Here is a 23,713-nt window from a genome sequence, read left to right as displayed (position 1 = left end):
GTCGTCGGGTCGGGGGAGTGTCATGCCACCGGCCGCGAGAGTCTGTGCAGGGCACCCAGCACAGCAGTCTGCACTGTCGGCCAGTCGTGCACGATCTGCGCGTAGTCGAACCGCAGGGTCTCGTATCCGAGGCGTGAGGCCGCCGCGTCACGGATGCGGTCGATGTGCCTGCGCGTCGACGATCCGTGGTTCTCGTCGCCGTCCGCCTCGAGGATCAGGCGGTCGCCGAGGACGAAGTCGACCCTCCCGACGCCGTCGATCCTCACTTGGCACCGGAGGTGGATGCCCAGGACATGGAGCCGCAGGCGGAGAAGCGATTCGAGGCCGCTGTCTGCGTCCGCTCTGGCCAGCTCCACCAACCACCGCGCGCTGCGTGGCAGTGCCTTCCTGATGCGCGCCCGCGCTGCGGCGGAGAGCTTCTGCAGTCGCCAGGCCGATTCGTACGCGGCGAAGAAGGCTTCATCGCCGCAGCACCGGCGGAGGTGGAGGAGGGCCGTCTCGATCGTCGCGGAGCCGAGCGGCGGACGGCCGCGGTAATAGTGCGAACGGCAGGTGCACCCGGGGTGCGGGAGGGCGTGGTTGTCGGGTCCGACCCAGACATGCGGACCGTCGTCTGCCGGAAGCACCCAGATCCCTGCGGATCGCAGCACGCTCGCGCAGGTGAGCGCGCCGCCGTGCGCCGTCGCTGCGCGCACCTGCTCGTCGAGAGGGCCGGCCGCGAAGACCCCGTGCCGGACGCGTTCGATCTCTCCCCGTCGTACCATTCCAGCCAGAGCCTGCCGGGTGAATCCGAGAGATCGCAGGTGCGTGCCTCGGGCGAGTCCGCCGAGGCTCCTGATGGTGTCCGTTGCCGAGAGCATCCGTCCACCGTGCCAGCCAGCCGATGCCGCCCTCGACCTCTCACCCGGTGCATGTGCACAGGCTCACGGTCGCCCAACCCTGTGCACGAACAGTCGTCGGCGACGATTCCCCGACCACGCGACGATTCCCCGACGAATCTCCACGGATTCCTCGGGGAACCGTCGTCCTGTCGGGGAACCGTCGTCCGGTCGGGGGATCGTCGCCGGATCAGTGGAGGTCGGTGTCTGCGGCGGACCGTTCCCACCGTGTGAAGCGAACCGTCAGGCCGGCGCGGGTGGGGGCGGCCAGGAACGGTCCGGCGAACGCGGAGGAGTCGCCGTCGAACGGGGCGACCCGGACCAGCCGCCAGTCGCCGTCGTCCGCGCGGGCCCGGACGATCAGCGCGTCCGCCCAGCGGCTCACCCGCACGGTGATCTCGCTGTCGCGCCAGTCGTCGACATGGCCCACCGACCAGTCGGAGCTGCCGGCGGTGACGACGGCGCCGAGCCCGAGGTGGTCGTCGGCGTACTCCACGCCCGTCTTCACCCAGTGCTCGTCGTCGATGCGGACGAAGACGCCCGCCTGGTCGAACTGTCCGTCCCAGGGCGCGCGGAACGACACCTGCATCGCCTCGCCCACCGCGAGCGGGGCGAGGAGCGCATGCTCGGAGTCGTGGATGAACCCGTAGGCGGTGCGACGCCAGGCGTCACTTCCCTCGACAGCCGTGGCATCGAGATGCTCGGCGACGACGACGGACTCGGGAGCGTGGGTCCAGGTCCCGTCATTCCAGGCGATCATGCGTGATTCAGGCATATTTCCGTTCCATAACCAGATAATGCATAACTTAGGGATATTCGTGATAAGGTTATCGCATGGTCATCGCCGTCATCGCCGACATCGTCGGGTCCCGCGAACTGAGCGATCGCGGAGCGGCCCAGCGGACTCTCGACGAGACCATCGCGCAGGTGGAGCGCGACCTGCCCCTCGCGGTGCAACCCCTCACCCCCACGGTAGGAGACGAGCAGCAAGCCGTCTACCGCGGCCTCGTCGATGCGCTGACCTCGCTCCTGATGATCCAACTGCGGCTGCCCGACGGCATCGCCTTCCGGTTCGGTCTCGGCATCGGTCGGGTCACCGCCGTGGAGTCCGTCCACGGCGAGCTCGCAGACGGCCCGGGCTGGTACGCCGCGCGCGCCGCGATCGAGACCGTCCATGCCAGGGAGCAGCGCGCCGTGCCGCGGACCCGGACCTGGATTGTCGGTGCTCCGGGGCAGGATGAGGTCATGGAGACCACGATCGCCGCGTCCAACGCCTATCTGCTCGTCCGCGACGAGCTGGTCGGGGCGATGAGCGCGCGCGAGCGCCGTCTCACCTACGGTCGTGCCGTCGGACGATCCCAGCAGGACCTCGCCGCGCAGGAGGGCATCTCCCAGCCGAGCGTCTCGAAGTCGCTCCGCAGTGCCGGAGCCGCCGCGCTCCTCGAAGGGCTGGGCGCGCTGAGGGGAGAACCCGCATGATCCTGGCCGGTTTCATCCTGCTCGCTGTCGGAGCCGCCGACCTCGTACGACAGTTCGCTCCCCGTCGGTGGATCGGCTACGTGGCCGCGGCAGCGTTCATCGTCCTCCTCGGCATCGGCGGTGACGCGCTGCTGCCGGCCATCCTCGGTCTCGCGGTCGGTGTGCTCTGGATCTGGAGCATGCCCGACGAAGGGCCGTCGCGCGCCGGATTCTGGCCCGCCGTCGCGCTCGCCGCGGTCAGCGTCGGAGCCGTGCTGTGGCTCGGGGCCCGACCGGCAGCCGGTCTCGTCGGCGAGTTGTGGCACCTGCGGTCGCCGTTCGGCGTGGTCGAGTTCGATCTCGCCGTGCTCGCACTCGGTGCCGGTGTGTTCCTTCTCGAATCATCGAACCTCGTGGTGCGTGCCGCCCTCGACGGCGAGCACACCTGGCGCCCCGCCGACCCCGCACCCGCGGTCCCCGAAGCGGCGGCCCCCGCGTCCGCCGATCCCGCGCCCCTCCTCGCAGATACGACTCCCGCCGAGACCGCCACCGCCGCACCGCGCGTCGACCCGCGCAACGGCTTCAAGGGAGGACGGCTCATCGGACCGCTGGAGCGTGTGCTGGTCATGCTCCTCACGCTCGCCGCGGCCTATCCGGTGCTGGCCGCGATGCTCGCGGCGAAGGGCATCGTGCGCTTCCCGGAGATCTCCCGCGATGGCGAGACCGGGGCCAGGGCCGAGTACTTCCTGGTGGGCAGCCTCGTCAGCTGGGTGATCGGGCTCGGGGCCGCGTTCCTCGTGTGGTGGGCGGCGCACAGCTGACTCAGTCGAGCTGCTCCCGGTACCAGGTCAGCTTCTCCGCGAGGCGCCGTTGCTGCGCGAGCACCTCCGCCAGCTGACGTTCGACGGTCTCCGCGTGCTCCTCCAGCAGGGCGATCCGCTCCGGGATGGTGTCGTCGCTCCGGCAGAGCTGACCGTAGCGGCGCAGTCGTTCCACCGGCATCCCCGTCTCCCGGAGGCACTTGAGGAACTCCAGCAGTCCGAGCTCGGCGTCGCTGTAGGCGCGGTGCCCACCGGCGGTGCGCGGGACCGTCGGGAGGATGCCCTCTCGCTCGTAGTAGCGCAGCGTGTCGATGCTGAATCCGGAGAGTGCAGCGGTCTCCGCCGGTGTGTACGTGCTCATGGCCCTGATCATAGATCTTGACCTGGAGTGCGCTCCAGGTTGCACGCTGATCACATGACCCTTCAGAACACCCCTGCTTCCCCCCTCGTCCTCGGAGCGATGTCCTTCGGGACGCTGGTCGACGACGACGTCTCGTTCGCGCTGCTGGATCGCTTCGTCGAACGAGGCGGCGTCTGGATCGACACCGCGGACTGCTACAGCTTCTGGGCGAGCGACACCGGGCACGGCGGCGCCTCCGAGAGCGTGATCGGTCGGTGGCTCGGCGAGCGTCCCGGCGTCCGCACGCGGGTCCGCCTGTCCACCAAGGTGGGTGCCGAGCCGCTCTGGCCCGGATCGTGGCCGGAGCATCGGACGGGGCTCTCGCCGCGCGCGATCCACCAGGCGGTCGAGGGAAGCCTGGAGCGGCTCGGCGTCGACATGGTCGATCTCCTGTGGCTGCACCAGGAGGACCGGGCCGTCCCGATCGAGCAGACCGTCGACGGACTCGCTTCGCTGACCTCTCGGGGAACCGTCGCACGCGTCGGCGCCTCCAACCACCCCGCGTGGCGCATCGAGCGGGCACGGGCGCACGCCGCCTCGATCGGCAGCGTCCCGATCGACGCCTTCCAGCTCAACAGCACGTATCTGCGGACCCGCCCCGGCACACTGCCGCCGGGTGTCATCCATCCCTTCGGCGTCCTGAGTGACGAGCAACGCGACTTCGCCGTCGCGAACGGGCTGGAGACCTGGGCGTACACGCCGTTGCTCTCCGGCGCCTACGACAACCCGGCCAAGTCGATTCCCGAGGTGTACGAGCACCCCGGGACGGAGCGCCGCCTCGCCGTCCTCGGCCGGATAGCCGATGCACACGGCGTCGAGCGTGGTCAGGTCGTGCTGGCGTGGCTGCTCGCGCACGGCATCCGTCCGATCCTCGGCGGCAGCAAGCTCGACCAGCTGGATCTCGCGATGGATGCGGCGGGCATCGCGCTCGCGGCGGAGGAGATCGCCGACCTCGATGCTCCCGTGTGAGGCGGGCGGGGTGCCCGCGCGCTGATAGCCTGGAGCGCGTGTCAACTCCCGCTCTGACGACCGCACCCCAGGCGATCGACCCCACGTTCGAGAACGTGTGGGACGAGCTCGTCTGGCGTGGCCTCGTCCACGTGTCCACCGACCAGGAGGCGCTGCGCGCCCTGCTCGCGGGAGACCCCATCACGTATTACTGCGGGTTCGACCCGACGGCGGCGAGCCTGCACCTGGGCAACCTCGTGCAGCTGCTGACGCTGCGCCGCATCCAGCTCGCCGGTCACAAGCCGCTCGGACTCGTCGGCGGCTCCACCGGACTCATCGGCGACCCCCGGCCCACGGCGGAGAGGACGCTGAACACCCGCGAGACGGTCGCCGAGTGGGTGGACAGGCTGCGCGGTCAGGTCGAGCGCTACCTCAGCTTCGAGGGCGACAACGCGGCCCGCATCGTGAACAACCTCGACTGGACCGCCCCGCTCAGCGCGATCGACTTCCTGCGCGACATCGGCAAGTACTTCCGCGTCGGCACGATGCTCAAGAAGGATGCGGTCGCGGCGCGGCTGAACTCCGATGAGGGCATCAGCTACACCGAGTTCAGCTACCAGATCCTGCAGGGGATGGACTACCTCGAGCTGTACCGCCAGTACGACTGCGTGCTGCAGACCGGCGGCTCGGACCAGTGGGGCAACCTCACCAGCGGCACGGATCTGATCCGCCGCGCGGAGGGCGTCTCGGTGCATGCGATCGGCACGCCGCTGATCACGAACAGCGACGGCACGAAGTTCGGCAAGAGCGAGGGCAACGCGATCTGGCTCGACGCCGAGATGTGCAGCCCCTACCGGATGTACCAGTTCTGGCTCAGTACGGCCGACAGCGATGTGATCGAGCGCCTCAAGGTGTTCACGTTCCTGAGCCGCGCCGAGATCGAGGAGTACGCACAGCTCGTCGACACCGAGCCGTTCCGGCGTGCGGCCCAGAAGCGCCTCGCGCTGGAGGTGGTCGCGACCGTGCACGGCATCGAGGCGACCGCGGCCGTTATTGCGGCGTCCGAGGCGCTGTTCGGTCAGGGCGACCTCACGACCCTGGATGCGGGAACGCTCCGCACCGCGCTGGAGGAGCTGCCGAACGCGACCGTCGGTGCCGACACACCCGTCGTGGAGGCGCTGGTCGCGACCGGTCTCGTGGCGAGTCTGTCCGAGGCCAGGCGAGCGATCTCGCAGGGCGGCGTGACGCTCGACGGTGCACGCGTCGAAGACGATTCCGCCACGGTGCGGGGAACGCTGCCGGGCGGGGTCTCGGTGCTGCGACGCGGCAAGAAGACGCTCGCGGGCGTCTTCCTCGCCTGATTCCGAACGCATGCCGTTCACTCCGAGCCATGCGGTCGTGGCACTGCCGTTCGTCCGCACGCCGCTGGTGCCTGCGGCGATCGCGATCGGAGCGATGACGCCGGACCTGCCGTTGTTCGTGCGGGGCGTGGGTCTGAACTACTCGTTCACCCACGGCTTCGGCAACGTCGTGTGGACCGGCCTGCTCGCGTTCGGGCTGTTCCTCCTCTGGCGTGTGGTCCTGCGTCCTGCCGTGCCCGAGCTGTCGCCGGCATGGCTCGCGCGTCGGCTTCCCCCGGAGTGGGAGGACCGGGGGACCGTCGCTGCCCGGAAGGCCGTCGGCGCCGGGGAGAAGCGTTCGTACCCCGTGCTCCTCGCGCTGTCGCTGCTGCTCGGGGTGCTCTCGCACATCCTCTGGGATCTCTTCACCCACGAAGGACGCTGGGGTGTGCAGCTGGTGCCGGGCCTCGATGAGATGTGGGGTCCGCTGGCCGGATTCAAGTGGCTCCAGCACGGGTCGAGTGTGATCGGGCTGGCGGTGATCGGCGTCTGGGCTCTGCTCTGGCTGCGCCGTCGGCGTGTGCGTCCCGATGTCGAGCAGTGGCTTCCCGCAGGCGTGCGCATCGCCTGGTGGGTGTCGCTGCCGATCGTCCTCCTCGGAGCGTGGGGCTGGGGACTCATCGCCCTGGGCCCGATCGATGCGGACTTCACGGTCCAGCATCTCGCCTATCGCGTGCTACCCCCGGCGTGCGCGCTCTGGGGAGCGGTCACTCTGGTGCTGTGCGTCGTGGTGTCCGTGCGCGGCCGTCGTCACCAGACGGGCTGATCCCGACCCCACCGGCGCGGCGGCGCGAAGTCCGTCCCGGCCAACGCCGGTCTCGCCGTGACGACGTCTCGCCCTCCGACCGTGAAGTGCGTGAGGTGCGGACTCGGGTCGAAGGCCTCCTCGGGCGCGGGGTCATCCGCCCGCGGCATCCCCAGCAGTTCCGCAGCGACCCGCCGGAGCGAGGTGCGGACCCGCCAGGTGCCGCCTTCGCGGGTGCGGCGCTGCAGCAGCGTCGTCACGGCGGCGGCGAGGAGATACCCGGCGCTGTGGTCCAGAGCCTGCGCGGGAAGGACGCCGGGGGTGTGCCCGTCGGGCGACTCGACGAGAGCGATGCCCGATTCCGCCTGGACGAGACTGTCGAACCCGGCGCGCTCGGGCTGATCCGTACCCCACGCGCTGAGCTGGGCGACCACCAGGCCCGGGTATCGGTGCGCGAGTTCGTCGGGGCCCAATCCGAGCCGGTCGAGTGCGGCCGGCCGGTACCCCAGCACCACGGCGTCGGCGGTCTCGAGCAGGTCACGGAACTGCGAGGACCGGGCGTCCAGCACGGCTGATCGCTTTCCATGGCCGGTATCGAAGTGCTGCCATTCGGGCTCAGGGAGGTCGGGCGGATCGATGCGCAGCACGTCTGCTCCGAACAGCGCGAGCGTTCGGGTGCACACGGGGCCGGCGATCACCCTGGTGAGGTCGAGCACCCGGAAGCCGCGTAGCGGTTGCTCGGCGGTGGCGGACGTCCGGCGTTCCACGGAATGCGCGGGGGAGAGCCGGGCGATGTCGAGGAGCGGCGTCGCGCGCAGGGCGCGATCGTCCTCGGGCCGTTCCCGGAGCACGGGAACCGCCAGTCCACCGGAGGCGGTGATCGCGGCGACCCCCTCGCCCGAGGCCAGGCTCGCGAGCGCCGTCCGAACGTGATCGGCGTCGGCATCCGGTTGCAGTCCGAGACCTGACAGCAGGGCGCGGGCGTGATGCGGGTAGTTGCCGTGGGTGCGAATCCAGCCGTCGCGGGTGCGCCAGAATCCCGAGAACGGCGACCACACCGGGGGAGCGGCGCCGTCGATCGTCAGGAACCGGTCGCCGCGATATGAGACGGCCACCCGGTGCGCGTCGACCAGGTCGGGCGAGCGTCCGGCGGCGACGTGCGCGGCGGCGACGCTCGCCCACGCGAGGTCACCGGCGGCCAGACGAGATGGCAGGGGCACCGTGGGGGCGACCGCGCCCATCCCGTCAGGGGAAAGAAGGTCGATCTCGCTCAGGACCCGAGCGAGCAGGGCAGCTCCCGATCGCTGATCGCGAGGGGGCTTAGCCGCGGAGGAGGACATGGCCGCGATCGTACTCCCGCGGCTGCTGCCGGTCGAAACGCGCGCTGATCAGGGGACTCCGGCGAAGCGAGCGCGGCGACACGCCCGGGAGGTGGGGCTCGATTTGCCAGAACCCCGGAACCCACGTAACTTATTACTTGTTCGCCCCACAGGGAAGCGGAGGAGCCGAGAGGTTCACCCCCCTCAAGCGGAGAACCACTCCCACACATCCTTCTCTCTTGAGAGATCAGACGCTTGCGTCTAGGATGGGAGATCCACCCCTTCTGTGGCTGTCATCAGCTGCGCAGCGGATCGCTGATTCGCCGGGCGCGTCGATTTGACAAGCACGACAGGGTGGGTAAGATAGAGAAGTTGCCCTGCGGGCCTGGTTGTGATGACTGGGTCGTGGGAGCATCCGATCCTTGAGAACTCAACAGCGTGCACTTGTCAAATGCCAAATTATCCTCGTCTAGCTTCGGCTAGTTGAGAATTCCTTTGGATCAAAGACCAGCCCTTCCGGGGGCTGGCAATGGATGAAGTCAGCAATGAATTTATCTCTTTGGTCAGCATCAAACTCGCTGCCCCATCGTTTTCCCGGTGTGGGTATGCATTTCTTTTTTACGGAGAGTTTGATCCTGGCTCAGGATGAACGCTGGCGGCGTGCTTAACACATGCAAGTCGAACGGTGAACACGGAGCTTGCTCTGTGGGATCAGTGGCGAACGGGTGAGTAACACGTGAGCAACCTGCCCCTGACTCTGGGATAAGCGCTGGAAACGGCGTCTAATACTGGATATGTGACGTGATCGCATGGTCTGCGTCTGGAAAGAATTTCGGTTGGGGATGGGCTCGCGGCCTATCAGCTTGTTGGTGAGGTAATGGCTCACCAAGGCGTCGACGGGTAGCCGGCCTGAGAGGGTGACCGGCCACACTGGGACTGAGACACGGCCCAGACTCCTACGGGAGGCAGCAGTGGGGAATATTGCACAATGGGCGCAAGCCTGATGCAGCAACGCCGCGTGAGGGATGACGGCCTTCGGGTTGTAAACCTCTTTTAGCAGGGAAGAAGCGAAAGTGACGGTACCTGCAGAAAAAGCGCCGGCTAACTACGTGCCAGCAGCCGCGGTAATACGTAGGGCGCAAGCGTTATCCGGAATTATTGGGCGTAAAGAGCTCGTAGGCGGTTTGTCGCGTCTGCTGTGAAATCCGGAGGCTCAACCTCCGGCCTGCAGTGGGTACGGGCAGACTAGAGTGCGGTAGGGGAGATTGGAATTCCTGGTGTAGCGGTGGAATGCGCAGATATCAGGAGGAACACCGATGGCGAAGGCAGATCTCTGGGCCGTAACTGACGCTGAGGAGCGAAAGGGTGGGGAGCAAACAGGCTTAGATACCCTGGTAGTCCACCCCGTAAACGTTGGGAACTAGTTGTGGGGTCCATTCCACGGATTCCGTGACGCAGCTAACGCATTAAGTTCCCCGCCTGGGGAGTACGGCCGCAAGGCTAAAACTCAAAGGAATTGACGGGGACCCGCACAAGCGGCGGAGCATGCGGATTAATTCGATGCAACGCGAAGAACCTTACCAAGGCTTGACATATACGAGAACGGGCCAGAAATGGTCAACTCTTTGGACACTCGTAAACAGGTGGTGCATGGTTGTCGTCAGCTCGTGTCGTGAGATGTTGGGTTAAGTCCCGCAACGAGCGCAACCCTCGTTCTATGTTGCCAGCACGTAATGGTGGGAACTCATGGGATACTGCCGGGGTCAACTCGGAGGAAGGTGGGGATGACGTCAAATCATCATGCCCCTTATGTCTTGGGCTTCACGCATGCTACAATGGCCGGTACAAAGGGCTGCAATACCGCGAGGTGGAGCGAATCCCAAAAAGCCGGTCCCAGTTCGGATTGAGGTCTGCAACTCGACCTCATGAAGTCGGAGTCGCTAGTAATCGCAGATCAGCAACGCTGCGGTGAATACGTTCCCGGGTCTTGTACACACCGCCCGTCAAGTCATGAAAGTCGGTAACACCTGAAGCCGGTGGCCTAACCCTTGTGGAGGGAGCCGTCGAAGGTGGGATCGGTAATTAGGACTAAGTCGTAACAAGGTAGCCGTACCGGAAGGTGCGGCTGGATCACCTCCTTTCTAAGGAGCATCTGACACCTCCGGGTGTCCAGAACCCAGATCGAAGGCATACGTTCTTCGCTGGGAGCTCATGGGTGGAACATTTGACATGGCATCGAGATCTGATCTCGGAACTAGTACGCCGCTTCGGTGGTTGGAAGGTTCTGGGTGAGGGGACCGGTGCCTGCACGCTGTTGGGTCCTGAGGGACCGGATGCGCACTGGCCTTCGGGTCGAGTGCACAGTCGGTTACTCTGGGCCTCTTTCTGTTTCCCCGGTTGGGGTTGCGGATGGAGGGACCGCCCGTACTTTGAGAACTACACAGTGGACGCGAGCATCTTGCAGCAGCCTTCGGGTTGTTGCACAAGATGATCTTAAAGATCATTAGTCAATTTCTGATTCCATCTTCGGATGGGGTCGAGTTTTTGATTCAAACTCATGTGATTTCAAGTCTTTAAGAGCAAACGGTGGATGCCTTGGCATCTGGAGCCGAAGAAGGACGTAGCAATCTGCGATAAGCCTCGGGGAACTGATAAGCAAGTTTTGATCCGAGGGTGTCCGAATGGGGAAACCCCGCTGGGCGGCGTGCCGACCTAGTGACTCCCGCCTGAATATATAGGGCGGGTAGAGGGAACGTGGGGAAGTGAAACATCTCAGTACCCACAGGAAGAGAAAGCAACCGCGATTCCGTTAGTAGTGGCGAGCGAAACCGGAACAGGCTAAACCGAGCGTGTGTGATAGCCGGCAGGCGTTGCACGTTGGGGGTTGTGGGACTTTTCAGTCATCTCTGCCGAGGTGGCGGCGTTACAAGAAGGTATAGACGAACGGTCTTGAAAGGCCGGTCATAGAGGGTGCCAACCCCGTAGTCGAAATGCCTCTCTTGGCGCGAAGAGTATCCCAAGTAGCACGGGGCCCGTGAAATCCCGTGTGAATCTGTCAGGACCACCTGATAAGCCTAAATACTCCCAGATGACCGATAGCGGACAAGTACCGTGAGGGAAAGGTGAAAAGTACCCCGGGAGGGGAGTGAAATAGTACCTGAAACCGTTTGCTTACAAACCGTTGGAGCCTCCTTAGTAGGGGTGACAGCGTGCCTTTTGAAGAATGAGCCTGCGAGTTAGCGATATGTGGCGAGGTTAACCCGTGTGGGGTAGCCGTAGCGAAAGCGAGTCTGAATAGGGCGATTCAGTCGCATGTCCTAGACCCGAAGCGAAGTGATCTATCCATGGCCAGGTTGAAGCGACGGTAAGACGTCGTGGAGGACCGAACCCACTTAGGTTGAAAACTGAGGGGATGAGCTGTGGATAGGGGTGAAAGGCCAATCAAACTTCGTGATAGCTGGTTCTCTCCGAAATGCATTTAGGTGCAGCGTTGCGTGTTTCTTGCCGGAGGTAGAGCTACTGGATGGCCGATGGGCCCTACAAGGTTACTGACGTCAGCCAAACTCCGAATGCCGGTAAGTGAGAGCGCAGCAGTGAGACTGTGGGGGATAAGCTTCATAGTCGAGAGGGAAACAACCCAGACCACCAACTAAGGTCCCAAAGCGCGTGCTAAGTGGGAAAGGATGTGGAGTTGCTCTGACAACCAGGAGGTTGGCTTAGAAGCAGCCACCCTTGAAAGAGTGCGTAATAGCTCACTGGTCAAGTGATTCCGCGCCGACAATGTAACGGGGCTCAAGCACGCCACCGAAGTTGTGGCATTGACATTATTGGTAGGCCTTCGTGGTCCAGCCGTGTTGATGGGTAGGAGAGCGTCGTGTGGCCAGCGAAGCGGCGGTGGAAACCAGCCGTGGAGGCTACACGAGTGAGAATGCAGGCATGAGTAGCGAATGACGTGTGAGAAACACGTCCTCCGAAAGACCAAGGGTTCCAGGGTCAAGCTAATCTTCCCTGGGTAAGTCGGGACCTAAGGCGAGGCCGACAGGCGTAGTCGATGGACAACGGGTTGATATTCCCGTACCGGCGAAGAACCGCCCAAGCTAATCCAGTAGTGCTAAGTGTCTGAATCCCAGTGACTGATCCCTTCGGGGTGACGCTCTGGGCCTAGCGCACGACCCCATGCTGGTGCGGTTAGCGTATTAACAGGTGTGACGCAGGAAGGTAGCCCAAGCCAGGCGATGGTTGTCCTGGTGCAAGTGCGTAGGCCGAGTCGTAGGCAAATCCGCGACTCATACAGGCTGAGACACGATGCGGATAAAAAGTGGGTGATCCTATGCTGCCGAGAAAAGCATCGACGCGAGGTTCTAGCCGCCCGTACCCCAAACCGACTCAGGTGGTCAGGTAGAGAATACCAAGGAGATCGAGAGAATCGTGGTTAAGGAACTCGGCAAAATGCCCCCGTAACTTCGGGAGAAGGGGGGCCATCCGCTTATACCCACTTGCTGGGAAAAGGGCGTGGTGGCCGCAGAGACTAGTGGGTAGCGACTGTTTACTAAAAACACAGGTCCGTGCCAAGTCGCAAGACGATGTATACGGACTGACGCCTGCCCGGTGCTGGAAGGTTAAGAGGACCGGTTAGCCGCAAGGCGAAGCTGAGAATTTAAGCCCCAGTAAACGGCGGTGGTAACTATAACCATCCTAAGGTAGCGAAATTCCTTGTCGGGTAAGTTCCGACCTGCACGAATGGCGTAACGACTTCCCAACTGTCTCAACCGCGAACTCGGCGAAATTGCATTACGAGTAAAGATGCTCGTTACGCGCAGCAGGACGGAAAGACCCCGTGACCTTTACTACAGCTTGGTATTGGTGTTCGGTGTGGCTTGTGTAGGATAGGTGGGAGACTTTGAAGCATGGACGCCAGTTCGTGTGGAGTCATTGTTGAAATACCACTCTGGTCACTCTGGATATCTAACTTCGAACCGTAATCCGGTTCAGGGACAGTGCCTGGTGGGTAGTTTAACTGGGGCGGTTGCCTCCCAAAAAGTAACGGAGGCGCCCAAAGGTTCCCTCAACCTGGTTGGCAATCAGGTGTCGAGTGTAAGTGCACAAGGGAGCTTGACTGTGAGACTGACAGGTCGAGCAGGGACGAAAGTCGGGACTAGTGATCCGGCAGTGGCTTGTGGAAGCGCTGTCGCTCAACGGATAAAAGGTACCTCGGGGATAACAGGCTGATCTTGCCCAAGAGTCCATATCGACGGCATGGTTTGGCACCTCGATGTCGGCTCGTCGCATCCTGGGGCTGGAGTAGGTCCCAAGGGTTGGGCTGTTCGCCCATTAAAGCGGTACGCGAGCTGGGTTTAGAACGTCGTGAGACAGTTCGGTCCCTATCCGCTGCGCGCGTAGGAAGTTTGAGAGGATCTGACCCTAGTACGAGAGGACCGGGTTGGACGAACCTCTGGTGTGTCAGTTGTTCCGCCAGGAGCACCGCTGATTAGCTACGTTCGGGATGGATAACCGCTGAAAGCATCTAAGCGGGAAGCCGGCCTCAAGATGAGACTTCCATACCTTCGGGTGAGAGGCTCCCAGCCAGACTACTGGGTTGATAGGCCAGATGTGGAAGTGCAGCAATGCATGCAGCTGACTGGTACTAATAAGCCGATGACTTGATAACACACCGTTTGTTGGTGCTACGCGTCCACTGAGTGGTTCTCGATGTACGGTCGAGAACCGCATAACAACAATGACTTTGTTATGTGTTTGATTGAAACATCAATAGTGTTTCGGCGGCCATAGCGTGAGGGAAACGCCCGGTTACATTCCGAACCCGGAAGCTAAGCCTCACAGCGCCGATGGTACTGCAGGGGGGACCCTGTGGGAGAGTAGGACACCGCCGGACTCCTTTTAAACAAAATGGCCACCCATCGTTGGGTGGCCATTTTGCGTTTGAGACGAAGAGAACAGGGAGCATCATGCCGGAAGAGGAACAGCGCCGTCCGCGTCGCAACGACGACAAGGGATCGCGCGGAGAACGCTCTTCCGGAGCACGCTCCGATCGCAGCCGCGACAACGACCGCCCGCGCCGTGACGGCGCCAGCGGCTACAGCCGTGATGGTGGCGCGCCGCGTCGCGAGGGTGGGTACAGCCGTGACGGTGGCGCCCCGCGTCGCGAAGGTGGGTACAACCGCGACGGTGGTGCTCCGCGCCGCGAGGGCGGTTACAACCGCGACGGTGGCGCTCCTCGCCGTGATGGCGGCGGCCCGCGTCGCGAAGGCGGCGGGTACAACCGTGAGGGTGGTGCTCCGCGTCGCGAAGGCGGCGGGTACAGCCGTGATGGTGGCGGCCCGCGTCGTGAGGGTGGGTACAACCGTGACGGTGGCGGCCCGCGTCGTGAGGGTGGGTACAGCCGTGATGGTGGCGGCCCGCGTCGTGAGGGTGGGTACAACCGTGACGGTGGCGGCCCGCGTCGTGAGGGTGGGTACAGCCGTGACGGTGGCGGCCCGCGTCGTGAGGGTGGGTACAGCCGTGACGGTGGCGGCCCGCGTCGTGAGGGTGGGTACAACCGTGACGGTGGCGGCCCGCGTCGTGAGGGTGGGTACAGCCGTGACGGTGGCGGCCCGCGTCGTGAGGGTGGGTACAACCGTGATGGCGGCGCTCCTCGCCGTGATGGCGGCGCTCCTCGCCGTGATGGCGGCGCTCCTCGCCGTGATGGTGGCGCCCCTCGCCGTGATGGTGGCGCTCCTCGTCGCGAGGGTGGATACAGCCGTGACGGTGGCGCTCCTCGTCGCGAGGGTGGGTACAGCCGTGACGGTGGTGCTCCTCGCCGTGAGGGCGGGTACAACCGTGATGGTAATGCCCCGCGTCGCGAAGCCGGCGATCGCGGCCGTTCGTTCCCGCAGCGCGGGGGAGCGGGTCGTGAGCGTCCGGCGCAGGCGGCCAACGAGCGTCCCCGGTTCGATGAGCCGCACATCCCCGATGACGTCACGGCGCGCGACCTCAACGGCGCCGCCCGCAACGAGCTCAAGACGCTGAGCAAGGAGAACGCGGAGCACGTGGCCCGTCACCTGGCCATGGCGTCGCGGCTCATCGATGAGGATCCCGCACTCGCGCACGAGCATGCGCTGGCGGCTTCTCGACGGGCCGGCCGCATCGCCATCGTCCGCGAGACTCTCGGGATCACTGCCTACGCGACGGGCGACTTCGCTCTCGCGCTCCGAGAGCTCCGCACCTACCGTCGCATCTCGGGCAAGGACGACCAGATCGCGCTGATGGTCGACAGCGAGCGCGGGATCGGTCGTCCCGATCGTGCGCTCGAGACGGGCCGTGCCGTGGATCGCTCCGCGCTCGAGACGCCGGTCCGCGTCGCCCTCGCGATCGCCATGTCCGGCGCGCGACTGGACCAGGGTGATCTCGAGCTCGCGCTCGGTGAACTCGAGATCCCGGAGCTCGATCCCGATCGCGCGTTCGAGTGGAGCCCCGCCCTGTTCGCAGCGCGTGCGGCCGTGCTCGAGGATCTCGGACGCGACGACGAGGCGGAGTTCTGGTCGCACCGTGCCGAGGTCGCGGCCCAGGCTCTGGGCGTCGATGAGGCCGGCGACGAGGAGATCTTCATCGAGGACAGCCTCATCGAGGGCGAGGACGACTTCGCGGACGAGACCGAACCCGCGGACGAGACCGATCCCGCGGACGAGTCCGCGCCAGCGGTCGAGACCACCGAGGCTGAACCCGAATCCACCGTGACGGAGCCGACTGTCGAGGATGAGGTGCGCGAGCTCCTCGGTGAGGACGAGTCCGACGAGGCGGAGCCGGAGGCGTAGTGGCACTCTTCTCGCGGAAGCGTCCGCTGCGCACGCCCCTGGACGGGGTGGACACCGTCCTCGCCGACCTCGACGGCGTGGTCTATGCCGGTCCGGGCGCACTGCCGTTCGCCGTGGACAGCCTCAATCAGGCGGCGGAGTCCGTGCGCCTCGGCTACATCACGAACAACGCCTCGCGCACCGATGCCTCGGTCGCCGAGCACCTGAGCAGCCTGGGCCTGCGCGTCGGGCCCTCGGATGTGGTCACCAGCCCGCAGGCGGCCATGCGGCTGATGGCGGAGATCATCCCGGCGCCCGCGACGATCCTCGTGATCGGCGGCGACGGGCTCGTCGACGAGGTGCAGAAGGCCGGGTACACCGTGACCCGCAGTGCTGACGACGCACCGAGCGCAGTCGTGCAGGGTTTCGCTCCCGAGGTGGCCTGGACGGACCTGGCAGAAGCGGCCTTCGCGCTCAAGCTGCCCGAGGAAGAGGGTGGCATCCCCTGGATCGCCACGAACACCGATTGGACGATTCCTCGGGAACGCGGCGTCGCCCCGGGCAACGGCACTCTCGTGTCGGCCGTGCACACCGCGGTCGGCCGGCTGGCGACCGTCGCAGGAAAACCGGAAAAGCCGATCTTCGAAGAGGCGCTGGCCCGCTTCGGCGCACGGAAGGCCCTCTTCATCGGCGACCGTCTCGACACCGACATCATGGGTGCGAATCGGGTCGGTATCGACTCCGTGCTCGTGCTCACCGGCATCGATCGCCCCAAGCATGTCCTCGCGGCGCCCGAGGGGTCGCGTCCGACGTTCATCCTCGGGGATCTCCGCGAGCTGCACGCGCCCTACCCCGAGGTCGTGGAGCAGGACGGCGTCTTCCACGTCAACGGCGCCGCGGTGCGGGTCTCGGGTGCGGACGTGGAGATCGTGTCCGACTCGGGTGCGCAGATCGACCTCCTGCGCGCGGGCGCCGCGGCCATCTGGGCCTCCGGCACTCCGGTGTTCGTGCTGCGCGTCCCCGAGCGCCTCTACGACGATCCCTTCCACCGTCCCTGAGGCGCGTGGCTCCGCCTCCCGTCGGAGGGTCCGCGTACAGTAGAGACGTGAGCGAAGAGACGACCAGTGCGCCGACCGACGGCTTGTGGAGTCGTCTGCGTCTGATCGAGGGGCAGCCTCTGACGGCACGCGCCGAGGCGTATTCCGCCTTGCACGACGAGCTCTCCCGCCGCCTCGAGAGCGGCGCGAAGCTCGACCAGCGGGAGACTCCGGGATCCCGATGACGCGACTCGACGCTGCCCTCGCCGCCCGAGGACTCGCCCGTTCGCGCACGCATGCGGCCACCCTGATCTCTGAAGGGCTCGTGAGCGTCGACGGCCGCCCCGTGGTCAAGGCATCGACGTCCGTGGACGATGCTGCCGACATCACCATCGCCGGCGCCGACCACTACGTCGGTCGCGCTGCGCACAAGCTCATCGCGGGTCTCGACGGGTTCGGCGTCGCGGTCGAGGGCAGGCTCGCCCTGGACATGGGCGCGTCGACGGGCGGTTTCACGCAGGTTCTGCGCGAGCGCGGCGCGCGGAAGGTCCTCGCCGTCGACGTCGGCCACGGCCAGCTCGCTCCCGTGATCGCCGCGGATCCCGGAGTCATCGCAGTCGAGGGCTACAACGTCCGCCACATGACCCCCGAGAACCTCGCCGCGGCCACGGGCGAGGCCGCAGCGCCCGATGTCGTCGTCGGCGATCTCTCCTTCATCTCCCTCGAGCTCGTGCTGCCGGCCGTCGCGGGTGTGTGCGCGCCGGAATCCGATGTGATCCTGCTCGTGAAGCCGCAGTTCGAGGTCGGCCGAACGGCCGTGCGCGGCGGTCTCGTCACCGACCCCGCCACACGCGCCGACGCGGTCGCCCGCAGCGTGTGGAGCGCGTGGGACGCCGGGCTCGGGATGCTGGGGATCCTTCCCTCCCCGATCCTCGGCACGCACGGCAACGCGGAGTATCTGGTGCACCTCGCGCCTGGGCGCGGGAGCAATCCGACAGAATGGCTGGACAGCATCAATCGACTGGCAGGAGGACGATGAACGAGCGCAGTATCCTGGTCGTCGCCCACGCCGGGCGCGTGGACACGGTGGAGGCCGCCCGACGGGTGATCGACGCCCTGCGCGGTGCCGGTGCACGGCCCGTCCTGGCCGCGGAGGACCATCAGGCACTCGTGGCCGTCGACCCGTTCTTCGCCGACGCCGACGTGCTCGACGTCTCCGCCGATCCCGCCGATCTCGAACTGGCGATCGTGCTGGGCGGGGACGGCACCATCCTGCGCGCAGCCGAGCTGGTCCGCGACGGCGGGGCACCCGTGCTCGGCATCAACATGGGGCATGTCGGATTCCTCGCGGAGATCGATCGCGACGACATGGATGACGCCGTCCGCCGCGTGATCGCCCGGGACTACGAGGTCGAGGAGCGACTCGCGCTCTCCGTGCGCGTGAAGGACGCCGCCGGCGCGGTCGTCTTCGAGACCTGGGCGCTGAACGAGGCGACGGTCGAGAAGGCGAGCCGCGAACGCATGATCGAGGTCGTCCTCGAGATCGACGGCCGCCCGCTGTCCAGCTTCGGCTGCGACGGGATGGTCATCTCGACGCCGACCGGCTCCACGGCCTACAACTTCTCCGCCGGGGGACCGGTGATCTGGCCGAGCGTGGAAGCGATCGCGGTGGTGCCGCTGTCGGCGCACGCCCTGTTCGCCAAGCCGCTCGTCGTCAGCCCCGACGCCGCGGTCGCGATCGAGATGCTCGAGCGCACCGACGGCTCCGGCATCCTCTGGTGCGACGGTCGCCGCTCGCACGACCTGCCGCCCGGTGCGCGGGTCGTGGTGCGCCGCTCCTCGCGACCGGTGCGCCTCGCGCGGCTGCACCCGACCGCCTTCACGAACCGCCTCGTGCGCAAGTTCCAGCTCCCGGTCGAGGGCTGGCGCGGGCAGGAACCGGGGAAGTCGTCATGATCGAGGAGATGCGGATGCAGGGCCTCGGCGTCATCGCCGACGCCGTCCTGCCCCTCGGCCCCGGGTTCACCGCGATCACCGGTGAGACGGGCGCGGGCAAGACCATGGTCGTCACCGGGCTCGGGCTGCTGCTCGGTCAGCGTGCGGACTCCGGCGCCGTGCGCGCGGGCGCCGCTCAGGCCTCGGTCGCCGGGGTGTGGATCGTCCCCGATAGCGGCGATGTCGCGGAGATCGTCGCGGACGCGGGTGGCGAGCTGGAGCCCGCCGGTGCCGGCAGCGCCGAACTCTACGTGTCGCGCACGCTGAGCGCGGAAGGGCGCAGTCGTGCGAGCGTCGGCGGACGTGCGGCGCCTGCGGGTGTGCTGTCCGCCCTCGCGGAAGAACTCGTCGTGGTCCACGGCCAGTCCGAGCAGCTGCGGCTGCGCTCGGCCGCCGCGCAACGCGACGCGCTCGACCGGTTCGGCGGCGAGCCGATCGCCGCGGCCCTGCAGAAGTACGCCGGATCCTTCGCGCGGTGGCGCGCTCTCGACGCGGAGATCGCCGAGATCACCGAGAACCGCGACCGTCGCGCCGAGGAGGCCGCCCGGCTGCGGGAGGACCTGGCACTGATCGAGGCGACGGCGCCGGAACCGGGTGAAGACGAGGAGCTGACGGCGCGAGCCGAGCGCCTCGCGAACGCGGAGGAGCTGCGCCTCGCGGCCTCCCTCGCCCACGGTGCGCTCTCGAACGAGGAAGGCGATCCCGACGCCTCCGCCCTCATCGCGGAGGCGCGGCGCGTGCTGGAGCGGGCGTCCGACGCGAAGCTCACCGAGATCGGCGAGAGCCTCGCCGACATCGGCTATCGGATCGCAGACATCGCCGGTCAGCTCTCGGCCTACCTCGCCGACCTGGACGAGTCGGGTCCGCATGAGCTGGCCGCCGTCGAGGAGCGCCGCGCCGCGCTGAGTATCCTCATCCGTGCGCACGGCTCGCTGGAGGAGGCGCTCACGCTGTGGCAGACGGGTTCGACGCGCCTCGCCGAGCTCGACGACGACGGCGACCGCATCGAGCGGCTGATCGCCGAGCGCGATGCCGCGCGGGCCGAGGTGGACGCGGACGCCGCCGCCCTGACGGCCGCGCGCACGGACGCCGCTGCACGCCTGGGCGCGGCGGTCACCGAGGAGCTGCATGCCCTCGCGATGCCCGATGCGCGACTCGAGGTCTCGGTCTCCGAGGGCGTCGAGAGCGCGCACGGCCGCGACGACGTGGCCATCCTGCTCGCTCCGCATCCGGGTGCGGAACCCCGCTCCGTCGCGAAGGGCGCCTCCGGCGGCGAACTGTCCCGGGTGATGCTGGCGATCGAGGTCGTGATCGCCGCGACCGACCCGGTTCCCACGTTCGTCTTCGACGAGGTCGACGCCGGCATCGGCGGTGCGGCGGCCATCGAGGTGGGGCGGCGACTCGCCCGACTCGCCGAGAAGTCTCAAGTCATCGCGGTGACCCATCTCGCCCAGGTCGCCGCGTTCGCCGGAAACCACCTCTCCGTCGTGAAGTCCAATGACGGCGCGGTCACCGCGTCCAGTGTGCGCCGTCTGGAGGGGGAGGAGCGGGAGGCCGAGATGGCGCGCCTGCTGTCCGGACTCGCCGATTCGGATGCCGCGCTGACCCATGCGCGTGAACTTCTCAGCCTCCGTGTCCCCTCCGCCTGATAGGATCGAAGCCCGTGATGAACTCTTCTTCTGCGGGACCCAAGAACGACACGACCAAGCACATCTTCGTGACTGGTGGTGTCGTTTCGTCTTTGGGTAAGGGCCTCACGGCTGCCAGCCTCGGCAACCTCCTCACCGCCCGCGGCCTGCGGGTCGTGATGCAGAAGCTCGACCCTTATCTGAACGTCGACCCCGGCACGATGAACCCGTTCCAGCACGGTGAGGTCTTCGTCACGGATGACGGTGCCGAGACCGACCTGGACATCGGACACTACGAGCGCTTCCTCGACATCAACCTGTCCGAGGCGGCCAACGTCACCACCGGTCAGATCTACTCGCAGGTGATCGCGCGCGAGCGCCGCGGGGAGTACCTCGGCGACACCGTGCAGGTCATCCCGCACATCACCGACGAGATCAAGCGCCGTATGCGCCTCCAGGCGACCGAGGACCCGCGTCCCGACGTCATCATCACCGAGGTCGGCGGCACCGTCGGCGACATCGAGTCGCAGCCGTTCCTCGAGTCCGCCCGTCAGCTGCGGCACGAGCTCGGCCGCGACAGCGTGTTCTTCGTGCACGTCTCGCTCGTGCCGTTCATGGGGGCTTCGGGGGAGCAGAAGACCAAGCCCACGCAGCACTCCGTGGCCGCGCTGCGCCAGGTCGGCATCCAGCCGGACGCCCTGGTGCTGCGCAGCGACCGCCCGGTGAGCGCGAGCAACCGCAACAAGATCGCGCTGATGTGCGACGTCGACGTCGAGGGCGTCATCAACACGGTCGACCTGCCGAGCATCTACGACATCCCGTCGACGCTCAACGAGCAGGGCCTGGACTCCTACATCGTGCGTCGCCTCGGACTCGACCAGAAGGCCGCCGACGTCGACTGGACCCGCTGGAACAAGGTGCTGCACGCCGTGCACAACCCCAAGCACGAGGTGACCATCGGCCTGGTCGGCAAGTACATCGACCTGCCGGACGCCTACCTGTCGGTCACCGAGGCCCTGAAGGCCGGCGGCTTCGCGCAGGAGACCAAGGTCAACATCCGCTGGATCCCGTCCGACCTGTGCGAGACCCCGGAGGGGGCACGGGAGAACCTGGCGGAGCTCGACGGGATCTGCGTCCCCGGCGGGTTCGGCATCCGCGGCATCGAGGGCAAGCTGGGCGCGCTGAAGTTCGCCCGCGAGCAGGGCATCCCCACGCTCGGCCTGTGCCTGGGACTGCAGTGCATGGTCATCGAGTACGCGCGCGATGTCGCGGGTATCGAGGGCGCCTCGTCCAGCGAGTTCGACCCGGCCACCCCGGAGCCCGTGATCGCGACGATGGCCGAGCAGGTCGACATCCTCGACGGCGGCGACCTCGGCGGCACGATGCGCCTCGGCCTGTACCAGGCGGCCCTCGCGGAAGGATCGCTGGCACGCGAGCTCTACGGCACCCCCGAGGCCTTCGAGCGTCACCGCCACCGCTACGAGGTCAACAACGCCTACCGCGACCGTCTGTCGGAGGCCGGCCTGGTGTTCTCCGGCCTCAACCCCGAGCTGGACCTCGTCGAGTACGTGGAGCTGCCGCGCGACGTGCACCCGTACTACATCGCCACGCAGGCGCACCCCGAGCTGCGCTCGCGTCCGACCGACCCGCACCCGCTGTTCCGCGGGCTCGTCGGCGCGGCGATCGAGCGGCACCGGGCGAGCGAGCTGTTCGACGTCAGCGCCGATGACTGAGTCGGTCGAGGATCTCCGGGACGAGCCGTTCGAGCCGGAGGTCCTGCAGAGCGACCTCGTCTACAAGGGGTACGTCTGGGACGTGCGCTCCGACCGGGTGCGCTACGGCGACGGCGAGATCGTCCGCGAATACGTCGCGCACACCGGCGCGGTCGCGATCGTCGCCCTCGACGACCAGGAGCGGGTGCTGCTCATCCAGCAGTACCGGCACCCCATCCGCCACCGCGATTGGGAGCTGCCCGCCGGCCTGCTCGACATCGAGGGCGAAGAGCCCCTGGTCGCCGCACAGCGGGAGCTCGCGGAGGAGGCCGACCTGGTCGCCGCGCACTGGGAGCCGCTGGTCGCTTCCTGGACCACCCCGGGCGGGAACGACGAGCTGATCCGGATCTTCCTCGCCACGGGCGTGGAACCGGCCACCGCCGCGCATCACCGCGAGGACGAGGAAGCCGACATCCGCGTGGAGTGGGTGCCGTTGGCGGATGCGGTCGCGGCGGTGCTCGACGGTCGGATGCAGAACGGCGTGCTCTCCATCGGCGTCCTGGCGACGGCGCAGAGGCTCCGCGACCGGAGCTGACGATGCAGCTCGAGCGTGCCCTCGACGCGTACCTGCGTCACGTCACGGTCGAGCGCGGTCTGAGCGCGCACACCATCGCGGCGTACCGGCGCGATCTCGAGGGCTACCGGGCGTGGCTCGACGCCGAGGGGATCACGGACACCGCCGAGGTGACCCCCGCGGTGATCGACCGCTTCGTCGCCGAGCGAGCCTCCGCCGAGCCCCCTCCCGCTTCGACGAGCCTGGCGCGACTGCAGTCGTCCGTGCGCGGCTGGCACCGCTTCCTCGCACGGGAGGGGATCGAGGCCGACGACCCGAGCGGACGGCTCCGTCCCCCCAAGGCGCCACGACGGCTGCCGAAGGCGCTCACCATCGACCAGGTCGAGCGGCTGCTCGCGGCCCCGTCCGCGGAGGAGCCGCTCGGCATCCGGGACCGCGCGCTGCTGGAGCTGCTCTACGCGACCGGTGCCCGCGTCTCGGAGGCCATCGGCCTCGACGTCGACGACCTCTCGCACGGGGACGTGCTGCGACTGCGGGGGAAGGGCTCGAAGGAGCGGATCGTGCCCGTCGGCTCGTATGCGCGTGCGGCGGTCGACGCGTACCTCACCCGGGTCCGTCCGGAACTCGCGGCGAAGGGACGGGCATCGGCACGGCTGTTCCTCGGTGCCCGCGGGGCCCCGCTCTCCCGGCAGAGCGCCTGGCTCGTGATCCGCGAGGCTGCGGAGCGCGCGCAGATCACGGCGGCCGTGTCGCCGCACACCCTCCGTCATTCGTTCGCGACCCACCTGCTGCAGGGTGGCGCGGACGTCCGTGTGGTGCAGGAGCTGCTGGGCCACTCCTCAGTCGCGACGACCCAGATCTACACGCACGTCTCGGTCGACGCTCTGCGCGACATCTACGCGACATCGCACCCCCGCGCACGGTAGTTCACCGGAACATCATCCGCTCGGAGGATGGCGGAAGTGGCATGTGACATTTTACTCTGGATGCGCGCGGGTCATCGTCAGC

Annotated in this window: 19 protein-coding genes and 3 rRNA genes; 18 read left to right on the top strand and 4 right to left on the bottom strand. The window is 66.8% G+C overall.

What is annotated here, in order from left to right; all coding sequences use genetic code 11:
• Positions 1–20: 20 nt before the first annotated feature.
• Complete coding sequence (locus CSX12_RS11910) at positions 21–860, bottom strand: DUF559 domain-containing protein (protein WP_124895924.1); 840 nt, start codon at positions 858–860, stop codon at positions 21–23.
• 208 nt (positions 861–1,068) lie between these two features.
• On the bottom strand, positions 1,069–1,638 hold the full coding sequence (locus CSX12_RS11905) for a DUF1349 domain-containing protein (RefSeq protein WP_241160451.1): 570 nt from the start codon (positions 1,636–1,638) through the stop codon (positions 1,069–1,071).
• Between the two features lie 74 nt (positions 1,639–1,712).
• Here CSX12_RS11905 and CSX12_RS11900 point away from each other — a divergent pair, with 74 nt between their 5' ends.
• Together CSX12_RS11900 and CSX12_RS11895 are read left to right on the top strand one after the other, a co-directional pair.
• Positions 1,713–2,357, top strand: coding sequence for a SatD family protein (locus CSX12_RS11900; protein ID WP_124895922.1), 645 nt, complete (start codon positions 1,713–1,715; stop codon positions 2,355–2,357).
• Positions 2,354–3,157 (top strand): hypothetical protein, encoded by an 804-nt coding sequence (locus tag CSX12_RS11895; RefSeq protein ID WP_124895921.1) that lies wholly within the window; start codon positions 2,354–2,356, stop codon positions 3,155–3,157. Before CSX12_RS11900 ends, CSX12_RS11895 begins: the two co-directional genes overlap by 4 nt.
• Position 3,158: 1 nt before the next feature.
• Here the strand turns inward: CSX12_RS11895 and CSX12_RS11890 are convergent, their stop codons facing one another.
• Entirely contained in the window at positions 3,159–3,518 is a 360-nt protein-coding gene (locus CSX12_RS11890) for a MerR family transcriptional regulator (RefSeq protein WP_017202406.1), read from the bottom strand.
• 54 nt (positions 3,519–3,572) lie between these two features.
• Between CSX12_RS11890 and CSX12_RS11885 the strand changes: the two genes are divergently transcribed.
• Genes CSX12_RS11885 through CSX12_RS11875 form a run of 3 tightly spaced genes read left to right on the top strand, consistent with a single transcriptional unit; the run spans position 3,573 to position 6,671 of the window.
• A complete protein-coding gene (locus tag CSX12_RS11885) occupies positions 3,573–4,526 on the top strand; it encodes an aldo/keto reductase (protein ID WP_124895920.1) in 954 nt (317 codons plus the stop codon).
• Between the two features lie 38 nt (positions 4,527–4,564).
• Positions 4,565–5,866: a tyrosine--tRNA ligase gene (tyrS, locus tag CSX12_RS11880; RefSeq protein WP_017202404.1), complete on the top strand. Its 1,302-nt coding sequence runs from the start codon at positions 4,565–4,567 to the stop codon at positions 5,864–5,866.
• A gap of 10 nt (positions 5,867–5,876) precedes the next feature.
• Positions 5,877–6,671, top strand: a complete 795-nt coding sequence (locus CSX12_RS11875) for a DUF4184 family protein (RefSeq protein ID WP_124895919.1) — start codon at positions 5,877–5,879, stop codon at positions 6,669–6,671.
• On the opposite strand, the gene CSX12_RS11870 is transcribed toward CSX12_RS11875, so the two are convergent.
• The gene (locus CSX12_RS11870; RefSeq protein WP_241160450.1) at positions 6,656–7,891 is read right to left on the bottom strand and encodes a CoA transferase; all 1,236 of its coding nucleotides are present in this window, start codon (positions 7,889–7,891) and stop codon (positions 6,656–6,658) included. The two genes, CSX12_RS11875 and CSX12_RS11870, sit on opposite strands and share 16 nt — an antisense overlap.
• Before the next feature lie 695 nt (positions 7,892–8,586).
• On the opposite strand from CSX12_RS11870, the gene CSX12_RS11865 reads away from it, so the two are divergent.
• From CSX12_RS11865 to xerD, 13 genes are all read left to right on the top strand, one after another.
• A 16S ribosomal RNA gene (locus CSX12_RS11865) occupies positions 8,587–10,110 on the top strand.
• A gap of 422 nt (positions 10,111–10,532) precedes the next feature.
• Positions 10,533–13,637: ribosomal RNA gene (locus CSX12_RS11860) — 23S ribosomal RNA — on the top strand.
• Positions 13,638–13,745: 108 nt separating this feature from the next.
• Positions 13,746–13,862 (top strand): 5S ribosomal RNA (gene rrf / locus CSX12_RS11855).
• The 16S, 23S and 5S rRNA genes sit together here, the layout of an rRNA operon.
• Before the next feature lie 209 nt (positions 13,863–14,071).
• Positions 14,072–14,995 carry a hypothetical protein gene (locus CSX12_RS11850; RefSeq protein ID WP_124895918.1) on the top strand — a complete coding sequence of 308 codons (924 nt, stop codon included), beginning with the start codon at positions 14,072–14,074 and terminating at the stop codon, positions 14,993–14,995.
• A 20-nt stretch (positions 14,996–15,015) separates the two neighbouring features.
• Entirely contained in the window at positions 15,016–15,780 is a 765-nt protein-coding gene (locus CSX12_RS11845) for a hypothetical protein (RefSeq protein ID WP_241160449.1), read from the top strand.
• Positions 15,780–16,817 carry an HAD-IIA family hydrolase gene (locus CSX12_RS11840; RefSeq protein ID WP_124895917.1) on the top strand — a complete coding sequence of 346 codons (1,038 nt, stop codon included), beginning with the start codon at positions 15,780–15,782 and terminating at the stop codon, positions 16,815–16,817. Before CSX12_RS11845 ends, CSX12_RS11840 begins: the two co-directional genes overlap by 1 nt.
• Positions 16,818–16,864: 47 nt before the next feature.
• Positions 16,865–17,041 carry a hypothetical protein gene (locus CSX12_RS11835; RefSeq protein WP_017202918.1) on the top strand — a complete coding sequence of 59 codons (177 nt, stop codon included), beginning with the start codon at positions 16,865–16,867 and terminating at the stop codon, positions 17,039–17,041.
• Positions 17,038–17,835 carry a TlyA family RNA methyltransferase gene (locus CSX12_RS11830; RefSeq protein WP_124895916.1) on the top strand — a complete coding sequence of 266 codons (798 nt, stop codon included), beginning with the start codon at positions 17,038–17,040 and terminating at the stop codon, positions 17,833–17,835. The genes CSX12_RS11835 and CSX12_RS11830 overlap by 4 nt, the downstream gene beginning before the upstream one ends.
• Positions 17,832–18,752 carry an NAD kinase gene (locus CSX12_RS11825; RefSeq protein ID WP_017202916.1) on the top strand — a complete coding sequence of 307 codons (921 nt, stop codon included), beginning with the start codon at positions 17,832–17,834 and terminating at the stop codon, positions 18,750–18,752. The genes CSX12_RS11830 and CSX12_RS11825 overlap by 4 nt, the downstream gene beginning before the upstream one ends.
• Positions 18,749–20,440, top strand: a complete 1,692-nt coding sequence (recN, locus tag CSX12_RS11820; RefSeq protein WP_124895915.1) for a DNA repair protein RecN — start codon at positions 18,749–18,751, stop codon at positions 20,438–20,440. Before CSX12_RS11825 ends, recN begins: the two co-directional genes overlap by 4 nt.
• A gap of 17 nt (positions 20,441–20,457) precedes the next feature.
• Positions 20,458–22,152, top strand: a complete 1,695-nt coding sequence (locus CSX12_RS11815; protein ID WP_124895914.1) for a CTP synthase — start codon at positions 20,458–20,460, stop codon at positions 22,150–22,152.
• Positions 22,145–22,726, top strand: a complete 582-nt coding sequence (locus tag CSX12_RS11810; protein WP_017202913.1) for an NUDIX hydrolase — start codon at positions 22,145–22,147, stop codon at positions 22,724–22,726. Before CSX12_RS11815 ends, CSX12_RS11810 begins: the two co-directional genes overlap by 8 nt.
• Before the next feature lie 2 nt (positions 22,727–22,728).
• Entirely contained in the window at positions 22,729–23,631 is a 903-nt protein-coding gene (gene xerD, locus CSX12_RS11805) for a site-specific tyrosine recombinase XerD (RefSeq protein ID WP_124895913.1), read from the top strand.
• Positions 23,632–23,713 lie beyond the last annotated feature (82 nt).

The organism is Microbacterium sp. Y-01 (genome assembly GCF_003856715.1).
Classification (GTDB): domain Bacteria; phylum Actinomycetota; class Actinomycetes; order Actinomycetales; family Microbacteriaceae; genus Microbacterium; species Microbacterium algeriense.
Note: the sequence above shows the minus strand (reverse complement) of the source record. Positions and strands in the feature narration are given on the sequence as shown.